Genomic DNA, 24809 nt, shown 5'->3' on the forward strand with positions numbered 1-24809 from the left:
GCGCGAAGCTGGGTTGATCCAGCTCACGGAAGCAACCCTCCAGAATCAGAAATGTGCTTGAACCCTCGATTTCCTTCGACTCTGTGGACCCTGCACGGCATTGACTTGCCGGCTGGCCGCGACTCGGCTGGAATGGGAGCATGCATCCTTTGCGGGATGCCGACGTTTATGATTACCAACCGGCTTTGCCGCCAGGGAACAGCAGTATGAGTGAACACGCGATCGAGTTCTTGCGGGGATGGATCGGCGAAAAGGTCCATTGCCAGTCCCAGGCCAGGATCGACAAGCAGGCCGAGACCTTGGCCAGGGAATGTGCCGCCAAGGCTGCGGAAGTCGGTATTCCCCTGGAGGATATCCAGGAAGAAGTCGGCGACATCCAGGAGCTCATTGCCTCCCGGCTCGAGGAAGCCGCCGAGGCCGACGAGAACCAGCAGGCGGCCAGCAAGGCCGCGGAATAGATTTTACCCTGAACTTCTGTTTGTCTGAATGCGCGGGCCTTTTGGCCCGCGTTTTCGTTTCAGTCGAACTTTTCTATCAGCCCAAATTTTTCTTTCAGCCACGCCTTCGGCAGCGCCGGCACGAAATTGCCGTCGCGCCCGGTCATGTCGTCATTGGCGGCCAGGGCGTTGAGGATCGATTCCTCCACCGTCTGGATCACCGCATCGAAGAATGGATCGATGTCTGTATCGGGAATGAAATCGGCCGTGGCGATACGGCCCGACGGCGCAAGTGCGGCGGCAGGATTGGCTGTCGAGAAGGCGAGAAAGATGTCACCTGAGCTGTGATAGCCGAAGCCGCCGGTCATGGCGACGCCCAGCGGCACCCGGCGTGCCAGCCGCTTCATCTGGTGCGGCAGGAACGGCGCATCGGTGGCGACAACGGCGATGATCGAACCCTTTTCGGCGCGTGGCGTGCCTTCGCGGATCGCGGGCTCCGCGAGTTCGGATCCGGCGCGCAGGCCACGAAGGGTGAAATTGCGCCGCTTGCCGAAATTCGACTGCACGAAGGCGCCGACCGTGTAGGAATTTCCCTGCCACCCTATGATGCGCGACGCCGTGCCCGAGCCAGCCTTGAAGCCGAAAGTGATCATGCCGGTGCCGCCGCCGACGCTGCCTTCCTCGATCGGGCCGCCGTTTGCGTCATCGAGTGCCTGGGCGACGTGCTCTGATGTCAAATGGTGGCCATTGATGTCGTTGAGAAACCCGTCATAGGTTTCCGCGGCCACCGGCAGGCCCCAGGCGCTGTCGAGCGCGGTGGGCAGTACGCGTTGCATCCAGCGCAGCGTGCCGTCACGCGAAACACCGCAGGAATGCGTGTTGGTGATGGTGATGGGGAAGTTGAAAGCGCCGGTTTCCTCGATGATGTGCGAGCCGGTCAACTCACCATTGCCGTTCTGGCTGAAGATGCCGGCGAAGACCGGTGTAGCCAGGTCGGCGCGCGGTCTGGGCAGGATCGCCGTGACACCGGTGCGCACCGGCCCCTTGCCGACGACGAGCGGCCCGTCGCCTGAAATCAGCGTCGCATAGCCGACCGCGACACCGGGCACGTCGGTGATTGCATTGAACGGTCCGGGCGTTCCGTCGAAACCGATGCCGAAGCTGCGCACGCGCGGCTTGCCACTGGGCGTTGCCAGATGGTGGGGATTATCGGTCATGATCAGAACAGCGATCCCTGATTTCCGGGTTCTTTGGCCTTTGTTGATGGCTTGGCTGCCGGCTTTGGGCGCGCCGCACCGCTGGTTGCCACCGCGTCCGCCGTGCCGTCGGCAAACTCCAGCGAAAGCGCCATCCCCGATGCCACGTCAGCCGCCTGCTTGATGACGGCGCCGTCGGCATCCTTCACCAGCGCGAAGCCGCGCGCGAGCACGGCCTTGTGCGAAAGCGTGGTCAAGAGGCGTTCGGCCTGGCTCAACTGGCCGCGCAGGCGCTCGAGCCGCAGCGAGATGACCCGATCCTGCCGCCTGGCGAGCGCCGCCAGCGTGTCGGCCTGCAGTTTCTGCCTGCGCGCGATCGGTGCCGGCGACAGCCGCGTCGCGGTGCGCGCGAAGCGCGCGCGCCGTTCGCGCACAATGGCGAAGAACGCCGCCTGCGCGCGGGCAAGGTCACGCCCGGTCAGCGTGCGCGCCTCGTTCATGCGCCGCGACAGCGTGGCCGGAGTCAGCCTCTGGCCCTGGAGACGCGCCCGCTTGCGATCGACGCTGACGGACAGGCCACGGCCGAGCCTTGATGTCGCCTCGTCGAGGCGCCGGCGCGGCAGCGCCAGCAATTGGTCAGGCGAGGGCAGGGCCCGCGCCGCCGCGCGGGCGGCCTGCCGCTTGCGTTCGAAATTGCGCAACACCGCCGCCTTGAGCCGTGCGCCAAGGCTGGCCAGCGTCGCTTCGAGGTCGGCCTTCACCGGCACGGCGATTTCGGCGGCGCCCGTCGGCGTCGGCGCCCGCACATCGGCGACGAGGTCGATCAATGTCCAGTCGGTTTCGTGGCCCACAGCGGAAATCACCGGAATGCCGGAGGCCGCAACGGCGCGGGCCAGCGCCTCGTCGTTGAAGCCCCAGAGGTCCTCGAGGCTGCCGCCGCCGCGCGCGACGATCAGGAGATCGGGGCGCTGGATGGAGCCATCCCAGGCCAGCGCGTTGAAGCCGTTGACGGCATTGGTCACTTCCACGCCCGAAGTCTCGCCCTGAACGCGCACCGGCCAGACCAGCACATGCAGCGGAAAGCGGTCCTTGATGCGGTGGATGATGTCGCGGATGACGGACCCGGTCGGCGAGGTGACGACGCCGATGACGCGCGGCATGAAGGGCAGCCGGCGTTTGCGGCCGGCGTCGAAAAGCCCCTCCGCCTGCAGCCGGCGTTTGCGCTCTTCCAGCAGCGCCATCAGCGCGCCGGCGCCGGCCGGCTCCAGATTGTCGATGACGATCTGGTAGTTGGATTTGCCGGGATAGGTGGTGAGCTTGCCGGTGGCGATCACCTCCATCCCTTCCTCGGGGCGGAATTTCAACCGGCTCATCGTGCCTTTCCACACCACGGCGTCGAGCCGGGCACGGTCGTCCTTCAGCGCGAAATAGGCATGGCCGGAGGAATGCGGCCCGCGATAGCCCGAGATTTCGCCGCGCACCCGCACATTGCCGAAGACGTCCTCGACCGTGCGCTTCAGTGCGCCGGAAATCTCGCTCACCGTGTATTCGGTGGCGTTGGTGCGTGATTCGGATGCTGCTTCGCTCATCGGCCGATTGGGGGCTGGTTGGCGCCTCGCGTCAAGGCGCCGGTGTCGGCCCGCATGTCATAGCGCGATCTTATCGCGATCTTAAGCCTATTTTAGTTGACTGGCGCTCGAAGCAGCTGGCCAAGGACGCATGAGCACACGCGCACATCGGAGCCCATTGACGTATCAGGTCACGCTGACCGTGCTGGCGCTTGCCGCTTTCTCGTTCGTCATGGTCGTAGGATTTGGGTTCTACGCCGCCGTGCAGGCTGATCACGTTTCGCTTGAGCGCCAAAAGATATTCTTCGCCAATGGCTTGCAGGACCAGATCGCTGCCGTTGAGCGAGAGCAGGAAAGTGTCTCGGTCTGGGACGATTCCGTCATAAATGCCAAATCAGGCAATCAGACGTGGATGGCCGAAAACCTCAGCGTCTGGATGTACTCCTATTACGGCCACAACCGCGTCTACGTGCTGGATGAGGCCAACCGTCCCATCCACGCCATGCGTGAGGGCAAGGTGGTGGCGCCGGACCTCTATGCCGAGGACGAAACTGCCTTGCGATCCACCGTCGAAAAGCTGCGTGGCCTGATCGACCGGCCACCGGACGAGACTGTGGCCGGCGGCCCGGTCAAGATGGTTGCGGAGGATCTGATATCGCTCGGCGGCAAGCCGGCCATCCTCAGCGTCATGCCGTTGATACCGAGCTCCGACCGCGTCACCCAAGCGCGGGGCAGCGAATATCTGTATGTTTCCGTCGAGTTCATCAACGACACCGTTATCGACAAGATCGCCCGAAAATATCTGCTGGACGGCGCGCATCTCCTCTCGTTGTCGCAGCCGACTGGCTCGGCCGCCATCCCACTGCTCGACTCGCGTGGGGTTATCCTGGGCTATATCGCTTGGGATCAGGAGCGCCCCGGCCTGACGCTGATGCGCAAGGCCGGCCCAGCCTTGATCGCCGCGATGCTCCTTGCGGCGAGCGTGCTGGCATTTCTACTGCGGCGTCTGCGTCGCGCATCCACGGCGCTGCAGACCAGCCGCAACGAAGCCCAGTATCTTGCCTTTCATGATACGCTTACAGGCTTGCCCAACCGAGCGCTGTTCGAGGACCGGCTGCGCCGCGCCTTGCTGACTGCCGGCCATGATGCCGCCAAGGTGGCGCTACTCTATCTCGATATCGACCGCTTCAAACATGTCAACGATACGCTCGGTCATCCGGCCGGCGACGAACTGGTGCGCCAGACCGCGGCCAGGCTGCAACGGACCATTCGCGACGTCGACACCGTGGCGCGGCTTGGCGGCGATGAGTTCGCCGTCATTCTCGTCGACATCCGCGGCGTGCGTGATGCCGAGGATGTATCGGAGCTGCTTCAGCAGCGGTTGCGGGAACCGTTCAAACTGATGGACGATCAGGTCTTTGTCAGTGCCAGCATCGGCATCGCCGTGTCGACAGGTCCCGAGGCCGACGCCGACGATCTGCTGCGCAAGGCCGACATCGCGCTCTACGAAGCCAAGAAAAATGGCCGCGGCCGCTACCAGGTCTTTGCCGGCGACATGGACGATCTGCTGCTGCGCAAGCGTAAGGTCGAAAGCGAACTGCGCAAGGCGCTGATCGGTGGCACGGGCATCAAGCTCAACTATCAGCCTGTGTTTGCCGTTGACGGCAGGGCGATCCTTGGCGCGGAGGCATTGATCCGCTGGAGCCACGAAGTCCATGGCGCCCTACCGGCGGCGCAGTTCATCGCCATCGCCGAGGAACGCGGCCTGATCGGCGAACTCGGGAAATGGGTGCTGCTGGAAGCCTGCCGGTTCGCCGTTCGATCGGCGCTGCCATGGGTGGCGGTCAATGTGTCGCCGCTGCAGCTGCGCGATGCCGGCTTTCCCACAATGGTCGCTGCGATCCTTGCCGAGACAGGCCTTGCGCCGACACGTCTGCAGCTTGAGATCACCGAAAACGTCCTCCTGGAAAACAACGATATGACCGCGGCGGCCCTGGTGGCTCTGCGCCAGGCCGGCATCGGCATCGTGCTCGATGATTTCGGCACCGGTTATTCGTCGCTGAGCTATCTGCGGCGTCACGCCATCGACAAGCTCAAGATCGACCGTTCGTTCGTGCGCCTGCTCGGCACCGAGGGCAATTCGACGGCAATCGTCAAGGCGGTGATCGACCTTGCAATCGCGCTTAACGTCGATGTCACCGCGGAAGGCGTCGAGACCGAGCAGCAAAAGGCATTGCTCGTCGGCATGGGTTGCCATCAACTGCAAGGCTACCTGCTGTCGCCGCCGCTGGAGTCGGTTCAGTTGCTTGGCTTGCCGGGTCTGGCTTTGCCCGGCGAGCAGGGCGGTCAAGCCACTGCCCGTGCCTGAGAGCCGTCCTACCAGCCCGGCAGGATCTGGTTTGCCTTGGTCCGCCTGATCTTGGCGTAGGCAAGTGCGGCGAAATCGAACGTCCCGGCCTCTTCGACGAGCGGCACCGAGATGTTGTCCAGGCTCTCCGAGATGTGGCGGGCGAGTGCATCGACGATTTCAGGCCGCGAGGTTTGGCCACGCATGATGCCGATGCGGCAGTCGGGCAGGGCGCCGAAGCCGTCGGCTTCGCCCAGCACCCGCATGCCGGGCCTGAGCGCGCATTCCGGCAGCACCGAGATCGCCAGGCCCGATAGCACGGCGGCGGTGATGACGGTCGCCGAGAAGCTGGTGAACAGGATGCGATAGTCGCGGTTCTGCTGGTCCAGCACATCGACGGCGGCGCGCCGCCAGATGCAGTTGGGGCGGCCAAAGGCCATCGGCAGCGTTTCCTGTTCATGCGTCGCATGATTGGCCGAGGTGACCCACAGCAGCGGCTCGCGCCGCACCACCTCCGACTGGCCGCGCACATCATTGTGCGTCACCAGCGCCAGGTCGAGATTGCCGCGCTTGATGTGCTCGACCAGTCCCGGTGTCGGCTCGCAGATGACTGTCAGCTCGACGCGCGGGTTGGAGCGCGTGAAGCGCGCCATGATCTCGGGCAGGAAACGGTCGGCATAATCGTCCGGTGTGCCGATGCGGATCGTGCCTTCGAGCCGCTGGTCGTCGAAGGCGGCGAGCGTTTCGCGGTTGAGGTAGAGCAGCCGTCTTGCATAGGAGAGCAGCTTGTCGCCTTCCTCCGTCAGCCTGTTGGAGCGCCCCTCCTTCTCGAACAGCGGCTTGCCGATCCGCTCCTCCAGCCGGCGCATCTGCATCGACACCGCCGACTGGGTCCGGTGCACCTCTTCGGCCGCCCGCGTGAAGCTGCCGGTATCGGCGATCGAGATGAAGGTTTGCAACTGATCGAGATCGAGCGGCGCTTTCATCGGCGTGATCCATCACTGGTGTTGATGCTAAAGATTAAAAACATTCGTTGGATTAATCAATCGGTCGATGGCAAATTGCTGACATCCACATGAAGGCATGTGAATCGAAGCCGGAACGGCCGCTGTCGCCAGCGCCGACTGCTTGGCTTTGTCTGTTCGAGACTGAAGGAGACCGACATGACCACGATCGATTTCGCCACCGAGACCTCGCGCATCACCTCGCGTCCGGCCGTTGCGATGCGCGTGGCCAATACCGTCTTCAATTTCTACCGCGCCTGGAAAAACCGTCGCGCCTTCTATCGCCTTGGCGAGATGTCGGACGCTGAGCTCGCCGATATCGGTCTGACGCGCGCCGACCTGCATGTCGCTATCGACGTGCCATTGGGCCGCGACCCGACCGCGATCCTGCGCGAAATCGCCAGCGATCGCGTCGAAACGATCGAGGACATCGCCCGCAAGGTGGCCTGATCGGCTGATTTCGGTCCTGCTGAACCTTTTCAGGGTTCAGCGCGACCAAGGATTATGCAGGCTCCCCACTCCCTGCCGGTTCCCCGCCGGCCTGCCTGCACGTTGCCCGGTCCTCCCAAGGACCGGGCTTTTCTTTTCTGGCTTGCTCAGAAAGGGCCGTAGGTTTGGCGCCTACCGACGGTCCATGTCTCGCTTGAACTGGTCGAAGATCGTTTCCACGCCCTTCTGGTAGTCGTCACGCTGCTGGGCGCCGGTCTCGAACATCTTGCCGAACAGATCGTCGAACGGGTTTCTTGGCCGGCCGCTCGGATTGGTTTGCGGCTGTGGGGCTTGGCGCTGCTGCGGTGCCTGCGGCTGCGGCGCCGGCTGCCCCCCAGGCATGCCGAAGCCACCTCCACCACCTCCGCGCAGCATCTCCTCGAAGATTTTCCCGAGCGGGTTGTCGCCATAGGGGCTCTGCGTCTGCTGCGGCTGCGCCCGGCCTTGCGGTTGCGGGGTACCGCCACCGAACATGTCCTGCAGCACCTTCCCCAACGGATTGTCGCCATAGGGATTGGGTGCCGGCTGCGGCTGCGGTTGCGGTGCGCTGCCGCCGAACATGTCCTGCAAGACCTTGCCGAGCGGGTTGTCCATCGGGTTCTGGGGTTGAGGTGCCTGGCGCTGTTGTGGCGCCGGCGCCTGCATGCCGCCTTGGCGCATCATCTGCTCGATGATCTCGCCGAGCGGATTGTTGCCGCCGCCGAAACCGCCTGCGGCCTGCATCTGACTTGTCGTTTGCTTGAACAGTCCGCCCATCACCATCGAGGCGATCGCCGGCAGCATTTGCTGCAGGATCTGCTGGCTGACGCCGCTCGCCTGCGCCGCCTGGCTGGCGACGGCGCGCGACAGGTCCTTCGAGCCGAACAGATGCCCGAGAATGCCGTTGCCTTCGTCGACGCCTTGCGGCGAGAAGGCGCGCGTCGCGTCCTCGAAATATTTGGCGTGCTGGCCGCTTGCCATCGCCGTCATGAAGGCGCCGAGCCCGTAAGGATCGGCGGTGTTGCGTTGCAACCCTTGCGAAAAGGCCGGCAGCAGGGCGGCGACCGCTGCCTGTGTCTGCTGCATCGAAAGCCCATATTGCTGGGCAAGGGCCTGCATGCCGTTGCCGTTCTGGGCCTGCGCCAGCATGTCGAACAAGGTAGGCATCGGCTTCTCCTCCTGAATTCCTAGGAAGGGAGCCTAATTCGTTTCAATGCTCGATTGAAGCGGCTTTTGCCGCTCCCTAACGCGCGCGGTTAATAGGCGTATTCCATGAACACCGGTTCGATCGAGCCGCCCCAGCGCGTGTGGTAGGCTGAAAGCATCTCCTCGGCGCTGGTCGTGCCGCGCGCGACCACCTCGTCCAAAGTGTTGAGGAACGAGGTTTCGTCGTAGCCGTCGCGGTTTTTCTTGCCGCGGTTCTTCAGCCCGGTGCGCGAAATGGCCAGCACATCGCGCGCCATCTCGCGCAGCGTGGCGTTGCGGAAGGGCGCGGCAATGCCGAGCTCGGGCACGGCGTTACGCATCGCCAGCACTTCCTTGTAGGTCCAGCTCGCCGTCAACGCCTCGGCCGCATCGAGTGCCGCCTCGTCATAGAGCAGTCCGACCCAGAAGGCCGGCAGCGCGCAGATGCGCCGCCACGGGCCGCCATCGGCGCCACGCATTTCGAGGAAACGCTTCAGCCGCACGTCGGGGAACAGCGTCGACAGGTGGTTCGCCCAGTCGCCCATGGTCGGCAGGCCGTCCGGCACTTCGTTGCGCGCGGCACCGGCCATGAACTGGCGGAAGGTGATGCGCGTCATATCGTGATAGCGGCCGTCACGGATGACGAAATACATCGGCACGTCGAGCGCCCATTCGACATAGTCGGCGAAACCGAAATCGGGCGAGAAGCAGAATTCGAGCAGGCCCGAGCGCTGGTTGTCGGTGTCGCGCCAGATGTCGCCGCGCCAGCTCTGCAAGCCGTTCGGCCGGCTTTCGGTGAAGGGCGAGTTGGCGAACAGCGCCGTCGACAGCGGCTGCAGCTTCAGCGACACCTGCATCTTGCGGCGCATGTCAGCCTCGCTCTCGAAGTCGAGATTCACCTGGATCGTACAGGTACGGTACATCATGTCGAGGCCCTTGGTGCCGACCTTGGGCATGTAACGCGTCATGATCTCATAGCGCGACTTCGGCATTTTCGGCGTTTCGGCCAGCGACCATTTCGGGCTGCCGCCGAGCCCGAGGAAGCGGATGCCCATCGGCTCGGCGATCTCGCGCACCTGCGCCAGATGCGCGTTGCCCTCGCGGCAGGTCTGGTGGATGGTCTCCAGCGGCGCGCCGGAAAGCTCGAACTGGCCGCCGGGCTCCAGCGAAATCGCGCCCTGGCCTGTCGGTTCGACCAGGCCGATGATGCGGCCGTCGTCGATGATCGGATCCCAGCCAAGCTTTGACTGCATGCCTTCAAGGATGGCGCGGATGCCGCGCTCGCCGCCATAGGGCACCGGCGCGTTGCCATCGACATAGAAGGGGAATTTCTCGTGCTCGGTGCCGATGCGCCACTTGTCGCGCGGCTTGTTGCCCTCGGCCAGGTGGTCGACGAGTTCGTCGACGCCTTCGATCGGCCGGAAATCGGTTGTGTCGCGCGCCATGGTTCAGCCCTCAGAGGCGGTCGGGCGACCGCCGGCGGTAAATGGACGAAATGTCAGTAGCCGATCAAGCGAAAAATCCTGAGCCACAGGTCAAGAGGAATTGAAGGCCACGATCCGGGCGGCCTCTTGCAGGACATGACGTCCTACCAGTCTCCGACAGTTGCCTGCATCACCGCAAGTGCGGCCACCGCCGCCGTGTCGGCGCGCAGGATGCGCGGACCGAGCGGAATGGCGGTCACGAAGGGCAGGGCGCGCAGCATCTTGCGTTCATCGTCGGAAAAGCCGCCCTCCGGCCCGACCAGCAGCGCGAGCTTCTTCTCCTTTACGGCTTGCAAGGCAGGCAGCGGATTGTTGGTCGAGGCGTCCTCGTCGCAGAAGACCAGCCGCCGCTCTCTGTCCCAGCCGGTCAGCAGGCGTTCGAACTTTTCTGCTTCGCGTACTTCCGGAACCGCCAGGATGCCGCATTGCTCGGCGGCCTCGACGACATTGGCACGCAGCCGATCGATGGACGGCTTGGCCACTTGCGTGTGCTGCGTGATGACAGGCTGCAGGACGCCGGCGCCCATCTCGACCGCTTTCTGCACGAGATAGTCGAGCCGGCCCTGCTTCAGCGGTGCGAAACAATAGATGAGGTCGGGCAGTGGTGGCTGTGGCCGCTGCAAGGTCCGCACCCTGAGTCTGACCGCTTTCTTCGACTTCGCCGCGATGGCCGCCGACCATTCGCCGTCGCGGCCATTGAACAGCAGGATTTCGGCGCCTTCGCCAAGCCGCAGCACATGCATGAGATAATGGCTCTGCTGCTGGTCGGTGTCGAAGTCGGCATCCGGCCCAAGGTCGTCAGGCACGAACAGACGTTGCATCTTGTAATTGGCGCGCATGGCCGAGGAATGAGCGAGCCGGCGGCTGGCGTCAAGCCTCGGCCGACGGATGCCAAACCGGTCGAAAGCCATGCCGCAGGACGGCAAGCGTTGTCTGCGGGGTCAGCAGCATAAGCGCCTTGTCTTCCAGTTGGCCAAGGCCGGCGGGTGGGCCATATCCGGCGAAGGACCAACGCAACGCCTTGCCGTGACGCAAGGCATAGGCGTTGCCGCTGGTGGCGACCACCGCGCCGTCGGGCAGGCTGGACAGCTCATGCATCGCCACAGCAGGACGTTTGCCACTCGACGCCAGCCGCTCCTTGTGCAGCCTTTTGTCGACTTGTGGCGCACGGGGTTCGGCAATGCCAAAGGCTTCGCCGAAGCGGCCGACAAAATCCCTGGCCCGTTCGCGCTGGCAAAAGAAGCACGGCCGATGACCGGCGGAAAGCGCCGTCACCTCGTCGAGGAAGAACAGCTCGGTCCAGCCGGCCTTGCCACCAGGACGGTTTTTGCCCATCGGCTCGCGCCGCACATTGCGGAATTGGCATATGCAGATGATCCAGGCCTGAAGCGCCCAGCGCTTCTTCAGCAACGTCTTGGTCGCGGGATCGTGGATGATGCCGCGATTGCCGGTGAACAGTGCGCGCTCGGGCACGGCGTGGATGGTGCCGAACGGATCGACCCGGTTCTGCAGTGGCATAGTTCTCTCCCAGAATACGATCTTGGCTGCAACGCGGGCGGCATGATATCGCTCCTGGCATCATTTTCATGTCAGCAGGGTTTTGCGATGCGGGTGCTGGTGGTTCAGAACTACGACAATACCGGCCTCGGCCAGGTCGGTGCCGCACTTGCTGAAGCCGGCGCCGATCTCGACGTGCGTCTCCCTTACAAGGGTGATCCGCTGCCGGACGACGCCACGGAGCATGATGCGATGGTGGTGCTCGGCGGCGGCCAGAATGCGCTGGCCGATGATGAGTATCCCTATTTCCCAGCACTGCTCGAACTCACCCGCGATTTCGCCGGCAAGGATCGCGCCGTGCTCGGCATCTGCCTTGGCAGCCAGCTCGTCGCCCGCGCCTTCGGCGGCGAGAACCGCATCGGCGGCGCCAATGAATTCGGTTGGTGCGGCGTGTCGCTGACGCCAGACGCCAGGGCCGATCCGGTATTGGCTGAACTGCCGGAAATGTTCCCGATCTTCCAGTGGCACGACGACACGTTCGATCTGCCGCATAACGCCGTGCGGCTGGCCGGCAACGAAGTCGCCGACAACCAGGCGTTCCGTGTCGGCCGCGCTATCTATGGTTTCCAGTTCCATTTCGAGGCCGACCGGCCGATGGTGAAGGACTGGAGTACCTCCTTCGCGTCGACAATCGCTTCGCGGCATCCCGATTGGGCCGAGAGGCTCGATGGCGAAATGGCCCTTAACGGACCCGACGCCGATGCCGCCGGTATGGCGATTGCCCGCGCCTGGGTAGCCACGATCTGAGAGCCTGCCCTCGTGCCTCGCGTGACATACGTGACATAATTGGCACGCAGCCGTGAAACCGGCTGGGGAAAACCCCTTTCATCCTTGGCTTGTGTCAGACCGCCATCCTAGAAGGCGCGCGCTCTGCATCGGCTGTGCAACCGGGATGAACCTTTTGTGTGACCCGTGCGACACACCTCCGATACAGAACGCGCTTAGAAGCGCGAAATCGTCGAAACTTTGAAGCGAATTCTCCGTTTCAACGCATTGGTAACCGCCTGGTGCACAGATGCAGGAAGCTCAACAAGAGATGACGTCCGTGAAAGCAGCTCTTCTGTCCTTTGCCATGTTGTCCGCCATCGTGCTGTGCGGTCTCGGCATCTATTCCGCCGATGCCGCCAACAACCACAACGCCGTCGACGGCTACGGCGTCACCGCCTCGCTTCGCTAGAAAAGCCGGCCCGCTCGCGACGCATCCCTGCGCCGCGGCTGGACTCAAGCTCCCTTCATAGCCATTTCCAGGATGCGTTTGTCCGCCCCGTCGACGACGAGGGCGGTCAGCATGCCTGACTGCCAGGCAAGCGTGTCGACATTGACGCGGTTGGCCATCACTTCGGCCTCGGGGACGGGTGTGTGGCCGTGCACCACGATCTTTGGGAACAGGCCGGTGTGATCGTGGAAAACGTCGCGGATCCAGATCAGGTCCTGCGGGTTCTGCTTGTCCAGCGGAATGCCTGGCCTGATGCCGGCATGGCAGAAGAAGAAGTCGCCGAACGTTAGCGAGAACGGCAGCGATCGCAGGAAATCGACATGGCCCGGCGGCATCGCCTCAAGCAAGGCCTGATGTCCGCGTCTCATCGTCTCCATCTTGCCGAACCAGCTGGCGTCAGCAGTCAGCGACACGCCATAGGACAGCGCCGTCTGGACGCCGCCATAGCGCATGAAAAGCCCTTCCGGCTCGGGGGTCCTGAGAAAATCGAGAAAGCCGATGTCGTGGTTGCCGGCGAGCATCAGATGGCGAGGATCGCGTTCGCGCGCCGCGATCAGGAAATCGATGACGCCCTTGGAATCCGGTCCGCGGTCGACATAGTCGCCGAGATGGATCACCCGCCAGTCGCGAACCGGTTTCCACTCCAGCTCGCTCTCGATCCGCTGGTGCATGGCTGCCAGCAGGTCGAGCCGGCCATGCACGTCGCCGATGGCGTAAAGACGCACACCTTCCGGCCCATGCGCGTCGAGAAAATGGATGCCGGGTTCCGCCAACGCCTCGTGGTCTCCGTGGTCAGGCTGTCACCGGACCCTAGCGCCGGAGCTGATCCTTGCCCATGTCGGTGACCAGACGCTTTCCGCACAGAGCCAGCGTGATGTCCATCTCCTTGCGGATGATTTCCAACGCTTTGGTAACCCCTTCCTTGCCGAGCGCGCCCAGGCCGTAAAGGAATGGCCGGCCGATATAGGTGCCCTTGGCGCCGAGACAGAGCGCTTTCAGCACGTCCTGGCCGGAGCGGATGCCGCCGTCCATATGCACCTCGATCTTGTCGCCGACCGCGTCCGCGATTTCTTCCAGCGCCATGATCGAGGACGATGCGCCGTCGAGCTGGCGCCCGCCATGGTTGGAAACCACGATCGCGTCGGCGCCGGTCTTGGCCGCCATCAGCGCGTCCTCCTTGTCGAGGATGCCTTTCAGGATCAGCTTGCCGCCCCAGCGTTCCTTGATCCAGGCGACATCTTTCCACGACAGCTGCGGGTCGAACTGCTCGTTTGTCCAGGACGACAGTGAAGAGACGTCACCGACACCCTTGGCGTGGCCGACGATGTTGCGGAAGGTGCGGCGCTTGGTGCCGGCGATACCCAGGCACCAGCGCGGCTTGCTGGCCAGGTCAATGATGTTGGCCAGCGTCATCTTGGGCGGCGCCGAAAGCCCGTTGCGCACATCCTTGTGGCGCTGGCCGAGGATCTGCAGGTCGAGCGTCAGCACCAGCGCCGAGCATTTCGCCGCTTTTGCCCGATCGATCAAATCGAGCACGAAATCCTTGTCGCGCAGCACATAGAGCTGGAACCAGAACGGTTTCGTCGTCGCCGAGGCGACATCTTCGATCGAGCAGATGCTCATCGTCGACAGGGTGAAAGGCACACCGAATTCCTCGGCCGCCTGCGCCGCCAGCATCTCGCCATCGGCATGCTGCATGCCGGTCAGGCCGGTGGGCGCCAGCGCCACCGGCATCGACACTTTCTGGCCGATCATGGTCGATTCCAGTGAGCGGTTGCTCATGTCGACCATCACGCGCTGGCGGAACTTGATCTTCTGGAAGTCCTCCTCGTTGGCCCGATAGGTGCTCTCGGTCCAGGCGCCGGAATCGGCATAGTCGAAGAACATCTTGGGCACGCGCCGGCGGGCGAGATCCTTGAGGTCCGCGATGGTGAGAATGTCGCTCATGATGTCCCTGCTTGATCGTACTACTAGGAGCGCCTGCGCGCCGGTTCGGTGTCGCCGGCTTCCGAACGCTGCCGCAACCGCAGCCGTGACACGCGTTGCCAGTCGCCGCTACGCTCGGCTTCGGCCATCGACCGCTCGACATAGGTCATGTGGTCCATTGCCGCGTGCCGGGCAGCGTGGGGATCGCCGGCCTTGACCGCGGCGTGGATTGCCTTGTGCTGCGCCAGCAGCGCCTCGCGCGCGCCAGGCACGGTGAAGACCAGCAGCCGGTTCTGGAAGACGCCTTCCGACAAAAGCCGGTAGCAGGAACGCAGCGTGTGCAAGAGCAGGATGTTGTGCGCGCATTCGCAGATCGCTTGGTGGAACTCGACGTCGATCTCGGCCTCGTCGTCGAAATCGCCGGTGCGATGCGCCTCGTCCATGCGCGCCATGATGCGGTCGAGCAGCGCCAGATCCTCGGGGGTGGCGCGCCGCGCCGCATATTCGGCGGCTATGCCTTCGATCTCGCGGCGATATTCCAGATAATCGGTCACCGCCTTGCGATGCGTCGAGATCAGGTCGGCCACCGGCTTGGTGAACAGCTGGCCGATGATGTCGGCGACATGCGTGCCGCCGCCGGCCTTGGTCGTCAGCAGCCCGCGCCCTTCCAGCGCCTTCAGCGCGTCGCGCAGGATCGGCCGCGATACGTCGAACTGGCGTGCCAGTTCGCGCTCGCCCGGCAGCCGGTCGCCGGTGCGCAGCACGCCTTCGAGGATGAGGCTCTCGATCTGCTGCACCACCTCGTCGGCGGTGCGCGAATGCTCGATCCTGGAAAAAATATCGCTCAACAGCTGTGCCTGGGAATTGAACCGGTGTCGCGCAGGATAAAGCCTGCGTCGCCAACTGGTCAAATTATTTATCCAATTGGTCGAAGCGTGTCGGTTTCGCCGCGCGGCGCAATATCATCTTCGGCTAAACTTTGCTGTTTGCGTCGTCAGCCTATTGGCTCTAGAGGGACGCGACTGCCAAAAGGTCAGAGAAAGAGGGTCTAGAGAACCCCGGGGGACAAGCCGTGTCAGACGACCCGTCCAATCTCGAATTCCAGCCGCGCGCCAAGGGCAGCGTCATGGGTTTCCCCGCGCATGAGGGCCGGCCCGGCGCGCTGGGAGAGGTCCATGCCCGGCCGCATCCGCTGATCGAGAAGCCGCGCGTCCTGGTGCAACTCGCCTTCATGACCGAGGGTGGCTCCGGCGTCGACCATGCCGTGCTTTCCGAACTGTCGCGGCGCCTCGGTATCGCCGCGCCCGATCGCCAGGCCCGTCACCATGCCATGAAGTGGGGCAAGGGTTCGCTGCGTTGGGAACGGCATACGGAGTTCTCGACCTATCTCTGGGAAGGCCCGCTTTCCGAAAGCGGCAGGGCGCAGGAGGATACGCCCTTCGGCAACGGCTTTTCGCCGCCGGGCACCGTCATTTCGGGCATTCGGCTGGAGATCCGCAAATGGACGCAGACGAGCGAGCGGCTGATTGCGGCTTTCGACCCGACCAGCCTGTGCTACTCGCTGGTTGAGCGCGGCAACGCAGCCATCGTCACGGATTTCCGCCAGGATGGCGACGGCATGACCCGCATCTTGGTGCTCGACCGTGGCCTGACGCCCGCGCGTACCGGGGCGCTGTCGCAGCGGCTGATCGACATCGAGACCTACCGGACGCTCGCCATGCTCGGCCTGCCGCTGGCACTGACCTTGTCCGGCCGCGCCCGCCGCATCGAGGACAGGCTGGCGCAGACCACGCTGGAAATGAAGGTTGCCGAGACCCGTGACAGCCAGACTTTGCTCGCCGACCTGACCGAACTTGCCGCCGAACTGGAGGCCGACGCTGCCTCCAGCCTCTACCGCTTCGGCGCCAGCCGCGCCTATGACGGCATTGTCGTCGAGCGGCTGGAAGCGCTCGAGGAAGAGGCCGTGCCCGGCTATGACACCTGGGGTGGGTTCCTGCAGCGCCGCGTTGCGCCTGCCATGCGCACCTGCCGCTCGGTCGAGGAGCGGCAAGCCAATCTGTCGCGCAAACTGACCCGCGCCACGACGCTGCTGCGCACCTGGGTCGATGTCGAGGTCGAGAAGCAGAATCGTGACCTGCTCGCCTCGATGAACAACCGCGCCCGGCTGCAACTGCGCCTGCAGCAGACCGTCGAGGGCCTCTCGGTCGCCGCCGTCTCCTACTATGTCGTCGGGCTCATCGGTTATGTCGCCAAGGGCGCCTCGATCTTCGGCCATGCTTTCGCGCCGGAAGTCGTCACCGCCGCCTCGGTGCCGGTCGCCATCCTGCTGGTCTGGTGGGGCGTGCGCCGCGTGCGGCGGATGCATTCCGAGCCGGCCAAGCACCCGGGCGAATAGCGGCAGATTGCCGCTGCGGAAACCTGTCCCGGCCCGACGCGGGCGCCTCCCATCACCGCGGCATTTGCAAGCAGCGCGCTTCACTGGTAAAAGATTTTGACCAGTGAAGCAAAATGAGGCTGCTGATGTCCGGCCTGGCCATGCCGAAACCAGACGACGCCACGATGCGTCGGCGCGAAGAGATCGTCGCCGACATGCGCATCATCGTGCCGGGCGAGGGCGTGGTCGACGCGGCCAACGCCATGCGTGCCTTCGAGAGCGATGGCCTGACCGCCTATCGACAATTGCCGCTGGTCGTCGTTCTGCCCGAGACGGTGGCGCAGGTCTCCCGGGTGCTGAAATACTGCAACGATCGCAACATCCGCGTCGTGCCGCGCGGTTCCGGCACCTCGCTGTCGGGTGGTGCGCTGCCGCTGGAAGACGCGGTGCTTCTGGTGATGAGCCGCTTCAACCGCATCCTGGCGATCGATTTTCCAAATCGCATCGTCGTCGCCCAGCCGGGCGTCACCAATCTCGGCATCACCACCGCCGTCGAGCAGGAGGGCTTTTACTACGCCCCCGATCCATCCTCCCAGATCGCCTGCTCGATCGGCGGCAATGTCGCGGAGAATTCCGGCGGCGTGCACTGCCTGAAATACGGCCTCACCGCCAACAATGTGCTCGGCATCGAGATGGTGCTGATGAATGGCGAGGTGGTGCGGCTCGGCGGCAGCCATCTCGACGCCGAAGGCTACGATCTGCTTGGCGTGATGACCGGTTCGGAAGGCCTGCTCGGCGTCGTCACCGAGGTTACGGTGCGCATCCTGAAGAAGCCGGAAACGGCGCGCGCGCTGCTGATCGGCTTTCCGACCAGCGAGCAGGGCGGCCAGTGCGTCGCCGACATTATCGGCGCCGGCATCATCCCCGGCGGCATGGAAATGATGGACCGGCCGGCGATCCATGCCGCTGAGGATTTCGTCCATGCCGGCTATCCACTCGATGTCGAGGCGTTGCTGATCGTCGAGCTCGACGGGCCGGGCGTCGAGGTCGATCACCTCATCACCGCGGTCGAGGCGATCGCCATAAGCAACGGCTCGACCACCTGCCGCATCTCGCAATCCGAGCAGGAGCGGCTGAGCTTCTGGGCCGGCCGCAAGGCGGCCTTCCCGGCGGTCGGCCGCATCTCGCCCGACTACTACTGCATGGACGGCACCATCCCGCGCAAGGAATTGCCGCGCGTGCTCGCCGGCATGCGCGAGTTGTCGGAAAAATACGGTCTCGGCGTCGCCAATGTCTTCCACGCCGGCGACGGCAATCTGCATCCGCTGATCCTCTACGATGCCAATGTTCCCGGCGAACTCGACAAGGCCGAAAGTTTTGGCGCCGATATATTGCGCCTCTGCGTCAAGGTCGGCGGCGTGCTGACAGGCGAACATGGGGTTGGGGTCGAGAAGCGCGATCTGATGCCGGAAATGTTCAACCAGGTCGATCTCGACCAGCAGATGCGCGTCAAATGCGCCTTCGACCCCAACCATCTGCTCAACCCGGGAAAAGTCTTCCCGCAACTGCGCCGTTGCGCCGAGCTTGGGCGCATGCATGTGCACCGGGGGCAGGTGGCATTTCCGGACATTCCGAGGTTTTGAGGGGATGCTGTTCCGGGACCAGACCCTTGCGGCCATTGCGTTGGGCGAAGTGACGCTCGCCTTTCGCCGCTGGAAGCGACCGACGGTCAAGGCTGGCGGGCGGGTGAGAACGGCGTCGGGTGTCGTGCTGATCGGCGGTATCGCGGTCGTGGAGATGTCCGCATTGTCGGAAAAGGATTCGAGTGCCGCCGGCTTTCCAACACTCGAAGCTCTTCGGGAGATGCTGGGGTCCGACGACGGCGCCCCGGTCTATCGCATCGAACTCATCGGTCTTGAACCCGACGAACGGGTTGCCTTGCGCGGCGAGGCTTCGCTTTCCGATGCGGACTGGCACGCCCTGACCGCACGCTTTGCCCGCTGGGACAAGACGGCACCCGGGTATTTCCCGTCGATCCTGCGGGCAATCGGCGCCCATCCGGAAGTGCGGGCGGCTGACCTGGCGGCCAAGGCCGGGGTCGAGACGCTGAAGTTCAAACAGGATGTCCGCAAGCTTGGGGAATTCGGCCTGACCGAGAGCCTCGAGAGCGGTTACCGGCTGTCGCCGAGGGGCGAAGCCGTGCTCGAGAAGCTCAGGGAGCACAGGCTTTGACGACTTTGACCCCAACCACGTCAGACGAGGTCCTTTCCACCGTCGCCTGGGCGGTGGGGGACGAGACGCCGCTCGAAATTATCGGCCACGGCTCCAAGCGCGGCATTGGCCGGCCGCTGCAGACGGAACACACGCTCGACCTGTCGACACTCACCGGCGTGACCCTCTATGAACCCGCCGAACTGGTGCTGTCGGCAAAGGCCGGTACGCCTTTGGCCGATATCGAAAAGCTGCTGGCGGAAAACGGCCAGCAACTGGCCTTCGAGCCGATGGATTATGGCCCGCTGCTCGGCGGGGAGCCGGGCAAAGGCACGATCGGCGGCGTGCTTGGCGCGAACCTCTCCGGTCCGCGCCGGCTGAAGGCCGGTGCGGCGCGCGATCATATCCTCGGCATCAACGTCGTGTCCGGCAGGGGCGAAGCTTTCAAGTCCGGCGGCCGCGTGGTCAAGAATGTCACCGGCTACGACATGTCGAAGCTGATGGCCAACAGCTGGGGCACGCTCGCCGTTTTCACCGACGTCACTTTCAAGGTGCTGCCATCAGCCGAGACCGAGGTGACGCTCGCTATCCGTGGGCTGCTCGACGATGCCGCGGCAAGTGCCATGGCGCTGGCGCTCGGGTCCAGTGCCGAAGTGTCGAGCGCTGCCCATCTGCCGGAGCGCATTGCCGCGCGCGTCGCCGGCGGTGCGCTCGGCAGCGACGCCGCCACGCTGCTGCGCGTTGAAGGTTTTGGCCCGTCGGTCGCCTATCGCATCGCCGCGCTGAAGACGCTGCTCGGCAAGGCCGGGCCGCTGGAGGAGATTGCCGGCGAGGCTTCGCATCTGATCTGGCGCGATGTGCGCGATATCAGGCCGTTCGCCGACGGCAGCGAGAAACCGGTCTGGCGCGTGTCGATGGCGCCCTTTCACGCGCATCAGATGGTGCTAACCCTGCGCATGCAGGCGGCCGCCAGCGCCTTCTATGACTGGCAGGGCGGGCTGGTGTGGCTGCGCATGGAAGAGGGCGACCCCGAAGCCGCCCTGCTGCGCGGCCTGTTGCGCAAACATGGCGGCGGCCATGCGACGCTGGTGCGCGCCGCCCCTGCCCATCGCGCCGCGCTGCCGGTGTTCGAGCCGCAGCCGCCGGCGCTGGCAGCGCTCAGCCAGCGGCTGAAGCAGGAATTCGACCCGAAGAACATCCTCAATCCCGGCCGCATGGCCTAGGACATCAGCGATGCAGACGAATTTCTCATCCGCCCAGCTCGCCGACCCGCATGTCGCGGAATCCGAAAAGATCCTGCGCAAATGCGTGCATTGCGGCTTCTGCACGGCCACTTGCCCGACCTATGTGACGCTCGGCAACGAGCTCGATTCGCCGCGCGGGCGCATCTATTTGATCAAGGACATGCTGGAGAACGGCCGTCCGGCCGACAAGGAGATCGTCACCCATATCGACCGCTGCCTGTCGTGCCTTGCCTGCATGACCACTTGCCCTTCGGGTGTGAACTACATGCACCTGGTCGACCATGCCCGCGCCCACATCCAGGAGACCTATGACAGGCCGCTGCTCGACCGCTTGACGCGCGCCATGCTGGCCTTCGTGCTGCCCTATCCCCGGCGTTTTCGCGCCGCTCTCAGACTGGCGAAACTCGGCAAGCCCTTCATCGGCCTGTTCGAGAAGCTGCCGGCGCTAAAGCCGCTCGCCGCCATGCTTAAGCTCGCGCCGGCCTCGATCCCGGCAGCCTCGCCGATGGCCTCGCCGGGCGTCCATGCCGGGCAGGGGGCCAAAAAGGGCCGCGTCGCCATTCTCACCGGCTGCGCGCAATCGGTACTCGATCCCGCCATAAACGACACGACGATTTCGCTGCTGACGCGCCTCGGCGTCGACGTCGTGGTGCCGCCCGGTGAGGGCTGCTGCGGCGCATTGGTCCATCATATGGGGCGAGAAGAGGCCGCACTTGCCTCGGCAAGACAGAATGTCGATGCCTGGACGCGCACCATAGACCAGGGCGGGCTCGACGCCATCATCATCACCGCGTCCGGTTGCGGCACGACGATCAAGGACTATGGCTTCATGCTGCGGCTCGATCCGGCCTATGCGGAGAAAGCCGCGCGGGTGTCGGCGCTGGCCAAGGACATCACCGAATATCTGGCAAGCCTCGACTTGCCGGAGCCGGTGCGCAAGCCAGGTACTATCGTCGCCTATCACTCCGCTTGTTCGATGCAGCACGGCCAGAAGATCACACGCCAGCCGAAAGAGTTGCTGGCCAAGGCCGGCTTCATTGTGCGCGAGCCGCGCGAGGGTCATCTGTGCTGCGGCTCGGCCGGCACCTACAACATCCTGCAATCCGAGATTTCAGCCAAGCTGCGCGACCGCAAGGTCAGGAATATCGAGGCGACCGGGGCTTCGATCGTGGCCACCGGCAACATCGGCTGCATCACCCAGATTGCGTCGGCCGCCAGCATGCCCGTCATACATACCATCAAGCTGCTTGACTGGGCCTATGGCGGGCCAAAGCCGGAGGGTGTTCGCGACGAGAGCCTAATCGCCGCGGAGTAGGGATCGGCGCTTACTCCGCCGCCAGCCTGTCCGCGGTGCCGTAGGTCGCCTCGTACAGCGCGCGCTGGCGGCTAAGCGCCACCATCGTGTTGCGCAGCAGGATCGCCACCGTGATCGGGCCGACGCCGCCCGGTACCGGCGTAATCCAGGAGGCCACGTCTTTCACACTGTCGGTGTCGACGTCGCCGACGATGCGGCTCGTCCCATCGGGTCCGATCTCGGAATTGATGCCGATATCGATGACGGCAGCCCCTGGCTTGACCATGTCGGCCTTGATCAGCCGCGGCTTGCCCACGGCGACGAACAGCGCGTCGGCGCGGCGCGCATGCGCTGCGACCGATCGCGTCATGTGATGGCAGACCGTGACCGTCGCGCCTTCGCTCATCAAGAGGAAAGCAATCGGCTTGCCGACGATTTCCGAATGGCCGACGATGACGACTTCCAGCCCCTTGAGGTCAAGGCCGGTCTCCTTGAGCAGTTCGACGGATGCAGCCGCCGTGCAGGGCGCCAGATCAAGCTGGTTGTAGACGATGTTGCCGATCGAAGCCGGGTGCATGCCTTCGACATCCTTGAGCGGATGCACAGCCGCCTGCAGCGTCTTGACCGAAATATGCGCCGGCACCGGCCGCTGGATGATGATGCCGGTGACGCGTGGATCGGCGTTCAGGCCGTGGATGGCCGCTTCCAGTTCGCCCGAGGTGATGGTGGCGGGAAAACGCCGTTCCTCGAAATCGATGCCGGCAAGCTGCGCCTTGGCGCGTTGGTTGCGCACATAGACATCCACGGCATCGGTATCGCCGACGGTGATCGAGATCAGCTTGGGCGGAAAACCCTCGGCCTTGGCAATCGCCGCATCCTCGCGCACGGCGGCGATGATGCGCTGGGCAACCGGGCCGCCCTTGAGATAGCGGCTGTCGTCGGGCAGGGACATGGGTGGGACTCTTTGCTTGCGTTGGCGCCGACATAGCAAAGGACCGCCGAAAATGGCAGCATGAAAGCGAAGCGCCATGCCTTCTGCGCGACGCAACGACGCGGGCTTTGTCGCTGGGACAGGACGCCGATCAAAGAAGAAGGGCAGCGCGGTTTCCCGTGCTGCCCTTCCTGACTGACCGCATCCCCATACGGCCCGTCCCCCGTTGTTCCTTTCGACTTCAGGAAACGATGTGCTTCCCGACCAGATGATTCGCTGCAGCTACTATATCACCTCGACCGTGGTTCCGACATTGACCCGCTCATAAAGGTCGACCACGTCCTCGTTGCGCATGCGGATGCAGCCAGACGACACCGCGCCGCCGATCGTCCATGGCTGGTTGGTGCCATGGATGCGGTATTCGGTCGTGCCGAGATAGAGCGCGCGGGCGCCGAGCGGGTTCTCGATGCCGCCGGCCAGATAGGTCGGCAGATAACGGCCCTTGGCGGCTTCGCGCTTGATCATCTGCGCCGGCGGGCGCCAGTCCGGCCACTCGCGCTTGTTGGTGATCTTGTGCGTGCCCGACCATTCGAAGCCGGGCTTGCCGGTGCCGACGCCGTAGCGCCGCGCCTTGCCGTTCTTCTCGACCAGATAGAGAAAATTCTGCGTCGTATCGATGACGATCGTGCCCGGCTTCTGCGTGCCGTCATAGGCGACTTCCTGCGGCAGGTAGATCGGATTGATCTGCGGGCGCATGACCATGCGCTTCGCCGGTGCCTGCACTGCCGCCGTCTGCACGCGGTCTGGCTGTGCCGGTTGCGCGGTGCGCAGGCGCGGCTGCTGGCGGTTCTGCCGCACGATGCCGGGCGCATTGCCGAGCTGCAGCACCCAGGGGGCGGAAAGGTCGGGGCTCACCATCACAGGCGGCCTGTCGGCATAGCGGTCGCCAGCGGCCGAGGGTGTGACGCCGGCAAACACAGCCACGGCGCCGAACACGGAAAACACAACTCTCTTCATCGGGAACGCACCTTAGATCGTCTGATACACCGGGTGGAAACGCTCCCCGGTCCAGCGATCATTGGCGCGCAAGCAGCAACCGAAACATGAATCGGAATGCGTAAAATGCGGCTTTGTCAGTAAACCTTTTGGTGTGGTTACCGCCGGGTTCAGGAATCTGGTAAAGCCACGGTAAAAGCAGCGCTAAAGCGCGTTAACGGATGGATTTTTCGCAATGAGCAATGAAAACACCGGCCTGCTCGCCGGTCCCGACGGTGTCGTGCGCTGCTTCTGGCACGGCAACCTGCCCGACTATCTGCACTATCATGATCATGAATGGGGGCGGCCGGTGGCCGACGACCGCAGGCTGTTCGAAAAGATCTGCCTTGAAGGTTTCCAGTCGGGCCTGTCGTGGCTGACCATCCTGCGAAAGCGCGAGAATTTTCGCGAGGCCTTCGCCGGCTTCGATTTCGACAAGGTCGCCGCCTTCACCGACAAGGATGTCGAACGCCTGCTCGGCAATGCCGGCATCATCCGCCATCGCGGCAAGATCGTCTCGACCATCAACAACGCCAAGCGCGCCCGCGAAATGGTCGACGAGTTCGGCTCGCTCGCCGCCTGGTTCTGGAAGTTCGAACCCGGCAAGGCGGAACGGCCCGAAATCGTCGACCTCGCCCATCTGCGCGCCAACCCGACGACGGCGGTCTCGGTGCGGATATCGAAGGAGCTGAAGAAGCGCGGCTGGAGTTTTGTCGGCCCGACCACAGTCTATGCCTTCATGCAGGCCATGGGCCTGGTCAACGACCATCTCGAGGGCTGTGTCTGCCGCAAGCAGGTCGAGAAGGAACGCAAGGCGTTCAAGCGGCCGGCGTAGCTCCCTTCTCCCCGTTCACGGGGAGAAGCCCAGTCGCCTGCTCAATCCCTCGATCAGAAAATATGGAACCCGACGAAGCGGGCGGTTTCAGGTGCCGTTGACGCTGGCAAGGAACAGTCCGGCGACGATTGCCACCACCGTGGCCACCGTCGGATAGATCACCAGCAGGCCGGTCACCAATGCATCGCGCAGGGAGGGGCCCTTGCCGGTGTCGGCGGGCACATTGAACGGCCCGGCAGCCTGGCCAACCAGTTTCGGCGCGTGGGTGCCGGCCGGGCGCAGCCGCGCAGGCAATTCGCCGGCATCGCTGTTGGCATGGAATTTCGCTGCGCTGGTCATGTTCCGAACCCCTTCGTGTCCTGCGCTGTATCGGCGCCGATTGTGTCGGCACGATGCCGTGCCCGTGGCGGGATTGTTTCATTCTCGGTGCGTTTCTGTTTCAGTCATCTTTCCTTCTCCCCTTGTGGGAGAAGGTGGATCGGCGCGCCGCCGAGACG

The 24809-nt window shown here is 64.1% G+C and carries 24 protein-coding genes; 11 read left to right on the forward strand and 13 right to left on the reverse strand.

Annotated features, from left to right (window positions below; translation table 11 throughout):
* The first annotated feature begins 206 nt into the window (after positions 1–206).
* A complete protein-coding gene (locus ACLGL5_RS15155; RefSeq protein ID WP_069091423.1) occupies positions 207–458 on the forward strand; it encodes a DUF768 domain-containing protein in 252 nt (83 codons plus the stop codon).
* Positions 459–517: 59 nt separating this feature from the next.
* Here ACLGL5_RS15155 and ACLGL5_RS15160 read toward each other — a convergent pair whose 3' ends face one another.
* Positions 518–1654 carry a DmpA family aminopeptidase gene (locus ACLGL5_RS15160; protein ID WP_019860038.1) on the reverse strand — a complete coding sequence of 379 codons (1137 nt, stop codon included), beginning with the start codon at positions 1652–1654 and terminating at the stop codon, positions 518–520.
* Positions 1655–1656: 2 nt separating this feature from the next.
* Complete coding sequence (gene xseA, locus ACLGL5_RS15165; protein WP_069091424.1) at positions 1657–3222, reverse strand: exodeoxyribonuclease VII large subunit; 1566 nt, start codon at positions 3220–3222, stop codon at positions 1657–1659.
* Positions 3223–3379: 157 nt separating this feature from the next.
* On the opposite strand from xseA, the gene ACLGL5_RS15170 reads away from it, so the two are divergent.
* Complete coding sequence (locus ACLGL5_RS15170) at positions 3380–5569, forward strand: bifunctional diguanylate cyclase/phosphodiesterase (protein WP_083246633.1); 2190 nt, start codon at positions 3380–3382, stop codon at positions 5567–5569.
* 8 nt (positions 5570–5577) lie between these two features.
* On the opposite strand, the gene ACLGL5_RS15175 is transcribed toward ACLGL5_RS15170, so the two are convergent.
* Positions 5578–6534, reverse strand: a complete 957-nt coding sequence (locus ACLGL5_RS15175; protein ID WP_019860035.1) for a LysR substrate-binding domain-containing protein — start codon at positions 6532–6534, stop codon at positions 5578–5580.
* A gap of 177 nt (positions 6535–6711) precedes the next feature.
* Here ACLGL5_RS15175 and ACLGL5_RS15180 point away from each other — a divergent pair, with 177 nt between their 5' ends.
* Positions 6712–7002 carry a DUF1127 domain-containing protein gene (locus tag ACLGL5_RS15180; protein WP_069091426.1) on the forward strand — a complete coding sequence of 97 codons (291 nt, stop codon included), beginning with the start codon at positions 6712–6714 and terminating at the stop codon, positions 7000–7002.
* Positions 7003–7173: 171 nt separating this feature from the next.
* Here ACLGL5_RS15180 and ACLGL5_RS15185 read toward each other — a convergent pair whose 3' ends face one another.
* The 4 genes from ACLGL5_RS15185 to ACLGL5_RS15200 form a co-directional block, all read right to left on the reverse strand.
* Entirely contained in the window at positions 7174–8187 is a 1014-nt protein-coding gene (locus ACLGL5_RS15185; RefSeq protein WP_019860033.1) for a DUF937 domain-containing protein, read from the reverse strand.
* Positions 8188–8276: 89 nt separating this feature from the next.
* On the reverse strand, positions 8277–9650 hold the full coding sequence (locus ACLGL5_RS15190; RefSeq protein WP_019860032.1) for a glutamate--cysteine ligase: 1374 nt from the start codon (positions 9648–9650) through the stop codon (positions 8277–8279).
* Between the two features lie 143 nt (positions 9651–9793).
* Complete coding sequence (locus ACLGL5_RS15195) at positions 9794–10528, reverse strand: 16S rRNA (uracil(1498)-N(3))-methyltransferase (RefSeq protein WP_069093327.1); 735 nt, start codon at positions 10526–10528, stop codon at positions 9794–9796.
* Between the two features lie 31 nt (positions 10529–10559).
* A complete protein-coding gene (locus ACLGL5_RS15200; RefSeq protein WP_069091427.1) occupies positions 10560–11207 on the reverse strand; it encodes a hypothetical protein in 648 nt (215 codons plus the stop codon).
* Positions 11208–11294: 87 nt separating this feature from the next.
* On the opposite strand from ACLGL5_RS15200, the gene ACLGL5_RS15205 reads away from it, so the two are divergent.
* Together ACLGL5_RS15205 and ACLGL5_RS15210 are read left to right on the forward strand one after the other, a co-directional pair.
* A complete protein-coding gene (locus ACLGL5_RS15205; protein WP_027047181.1) occupies positions 11295–11993 on the forward strand; it encodes a type 1 glutamine amidotransferase in 699 nt (232 codons plus the stop codon).
* A 298-nt stretch (positions 11994–12291) separates the two neighbouring features.
* Positions 12292–12423, forward strand: a complete 132-nt coding sequence (locus tag ACLGL5_RS15210; protein WP_257784452.1) for a hypothetical protein — start codon at positions 12292–12294, stop codon at positions 12421–12423.
* 44 nt (positions 12424–12467) lie between these two features.
* On the opposite strand, the gene ACLGL5_RS15215 is transcribed toward ACLGL5_RS15210, so the two are convergent.
* From ACLGL5_RS15215 to ACLGL5_RS15225, 3 genes are read right to left on the reverse strand one after another with little or no spacing between them, the layout of a single operon-like run.
* On the reverse strand, positions 12468–13235 hold the full coding sequence (locus ACLGL5_RS15215) for a metallophosphoesterase family protein (protein WP_038644895.1): 768 nt from the start codon (positions 13233–13235) through the stop codon (positions 12468–12470).
* Positions 13236–13272: 37 nt separating this feature from the next.
* On the reverse strand, positions 13273–14409 hold the full coding sequence (locus ACLGL5_RS15220) for an alpha-hydroxy acid oxidase (protein WP_069091428.1): 1137 nt from the start codon (positions 14407–14409) through the stop codon (positions 13273–13275).
* Positions 14410–14432: 23 nt separating this feature from the next.
* On the reverse strand, positions 14433–15236 hold the full coding sequence (locus tag ACLGL5_RS15225; RefSeq protein ID WP_019860026.1) for an FCD domain-containing protein: 804 nt from the start codon (positions 15234–15236) through the stop codon (positions 14433–14435).
* Between the two features lie 224 nt (positions 15237–15460).
* Between ACLGL5_RS15225 and ACLGL5_RS15230 the strand changes: the two genes are divergently transcribed.
* The 5 genes from ACLGL5_RS15230 to glcF all read left to right on the forward strand — a co-directional run bounded on the left by ACLGL5_RS15230 (position 15461) and on the right by glcF (position 21532).
* A complete protein-coding gene (locus ACLGL5_RS15230; protein ID WP_010914419.1) occupies positions 15461–16783 on the forward strand; it encodes a DUF3422 family protein in 1323 nt (440 codons plus the stop codon).
* A 125-nt stretch (positions 16784–16908) separates the two neighbouring features.
* Entirely contained in the window at positions 16909–18405 is a 1497-nt protein-coding gene (locus ACLGL5_RS15235) for an FAD-linked oxidase C-terminal domain-containing protein (RefSeq protein ID WP_027047180.1), read from the forward strand.
* Positions 18406–18409: 4 nt separating this feature from the next.
* The gene (locus ACLGL5_RS15240) at positions 18410–18994 is read left to right on the forward strand and encodes an ASCH domain-containing protein (RefSeq protein WP_019860023.1); all 585 of its coding nucleotides are present in this window, start codon (positions 18410–18412) and stop codon (positions 18992–18994) included.
* Positions 18991–20196 carry an FAD-binding protein gene (locus ACLGL5_RS15245; protein WP_069091429.1) on the forward strand — a complete coding sequence of 402 codons (1206 nt, stop codon included), beginning with the start codon at positions 18991–18993 and terminating at the stop codon, positions 20194–20196. Before ACLGL5_RS15240 ends, ACLGL5_RS15245 begins: the two co-directional genes overlap by 4 nt.
* 10 nt (positions 20197–20206) lie before the next feature.
* Positions 20207–21532, forward strand: coding sequence for a glycolate oxidase subunit GlcF (glcF, locus tag ACLGL5_RS15250; protein WP_038644901.1), 1326 nt, complete (start codon positions 20207–20209; stop codon positions 21530–21532).
* 10 nt (positions 21533–21542) lie between these two features.
* Here glcF and ACLGL5_RS15255 read toward each other — a convergent pair whose 3' ends face one another.
* The gene (locus ACLGL5_RS15255; protein ID WP_019860020.1) at positions 21543–22463 is read right to left on the reverse strand and encodes a bifunctional 5,10-methylenetetrahydrofolate dehydrogenase/5,10-methenyltetrahydrofolate cyclohydrolase; all 921 of its coding nucleotides are present in this window, start codon (positions 22461–22463) and stop codon (positions 21543–21545) included.
* 264 nt (positions 22464–22727) lie between these two features.
* Positions 22728–23459 carry a L,D-transpeptidase gene (locus tag ACLGL5_RS15260; protein ID WP_019860019.1) on the reverse strand — a complete coding sequence of 244 codons (732 nt, stop codon included), beginning with the start codon at positions 23457–23459 and terminating at the stop codon, positions 22728–22730.
* A 214-nt stretch (positions 23460–23673) separates the two neighbouring features.
* Between ACLGL5_RS15260 and ACLGL5_RS15265 the strand changes: the two genes are divergently transcribed.
* Entirely contained in the window at positions 23674–24312 is a 639-nt protein-coding gene (locus ACLGL5_RS15265; protein ID WP_038644905.1) for a DNA-3-methyladenine glycosylase I, read from the forward strand.
* A gap of 87 nt (positions 24313–24399) precedes the next feature.
* Here ACLGL5_RS15265 and ACLGL5_RS15270 read toward each other — a convergent pair whose 3' ends face one another.
* Positions 24400–24651, reverse strand: a complete 252-nt coding sequence (locus tag ACLGL5_RS15270; protein ID WP_019860017.1) for a hypothetical protein — start codon at positions 24649–24651, stop codon at positions 24400–24402.
* Positions 24652–24809 lie beyond the last annotated feature (158 nt).

This window comes from Mesorhizobium sp. U510, assembly GCF_059180695.1.

Coding starts and splice junctions, on each gene's coding strand:
- ACLGL5_RS15190 (WP_019860032.1), bottom strand. CDS start 9,650: ATGGCGCGCGACACAACCGATTTCCGGCCGATCGAAGGCGTCGACGAA.
- ACLGL5_RS15185 (WP_019860033.1), bottom strand. CDS start 8,187: ATGCCTACCTTGTTCGACATGCTGGCGCAGGCCCAGAACGGCAACGGC.
- ACLGL5_RS15265 (WP_038644905.1), top strand. CDS start 23,674: ATGAGCAATGAAAACACCGGCCTGCTCGCCGGTCCCGACGGTGTCGTG.
- ACLGL5_RS15175 (WP_019860035.1), bottom strand. CDS start 6,534: ATGAAAGCGCCGCTCGATCTCGATCAGTTGCAAACCTTCATCTCGATC.
- ACLGL5_RS15205 (WP_027047181.1), top strand. CDS start 11,295: ATGCGGGTGCTGGTGGTTCAGAACTACGACAATACCGGCCTCGGCCAG.
- ACLGL5_RS15260 (WP_019860019.1), bottom strand. CDS start 23,459: ATGAAGAGAGTTGTGTTTTCCGTGTTCGGCGCCGTGGCTGTGTTTGCC.
- ACLGL5_RS15255 (WP_019860020.1), bottom strand. CDS start 22,463: ATGTCCCTGCCCGACGACAGCCGCTATCTCAAGGGCGGCCCGGTTGCC.
- ACLGL5_RS15220 (WP_069091428.1), bottom strand. CDS start 14,409: ATGAGCGACATTCTCACCATCGCGGACCTCAAGGATCTCGCCCGCCGG.
- ACLGL5_RS15200 (WP_069091427.1), bottom strand. CDS start 11,207: ATGCCACTGCAGAACCGGGTCGATCCGTTCGGCACCATCCACGCCGTG.
- ACLGL5_RS15235 (WP_027047180.1), top strand. CDS start 16,909: ATGTCCGGCCTGGCCATGCCGAAACCAGACGACGCCACGATGCGTCGG.
- glcF (WP_038644901.1), top strand. CDS start 20,207: ATGCAGACGAATTTCTCATCCGCCCAGCTCGCCGACCCGCATGTCGCG.
- ACLGL5_RS15155 (WP_069091423.1), top strand. CDS start 207: ATGAGTGAACACGCGATCGAGTTCTTGCGGGGATGGATCGGCGAAAAG.
- ACLGL5_RS15270 (WP_019860017.1), bottom strand. CDS start 24,651: ATGACCAGCGCAGCGAAATTCCATGCCAACAGCGATGCCGGCGAATTG.
- ACLGL5_RS15180 (WP_069091426.1), top strand. CDS start 6,712: ATGACCACGATCGATTTCGCCACCGAGACCTCGCGCATCACCTCGCGT.
- ACLGL5_RS15195 (WP_069093327.1), bottom strand. CDS start 10,528: ATGCGCGCCAATTACAAGATGCAACGTCTGTTCGTGCCTGACGACCTT.
- ACLGL5_RS15160 (WP_019860038.1), bottom strand. CDS start 1,654: ATGACCGATAATCCCCACCATCTGGCAACGCCCAGTGGCAAGCCGCGC.
- xseA (WP_069091424.1), bottom strand. CDS start 3,222: ATGAGCGAAGCAGCATCCGAATCACGCACCAACGCCACCGAATACACG.
- ACLGL5_RS15240 (WP_019860023.1), top strand. CDS start 18,410: ATGCTGTTCCGGGACCAGACCCTTGCGGCCATTGCGTTGGGCGAAGTG.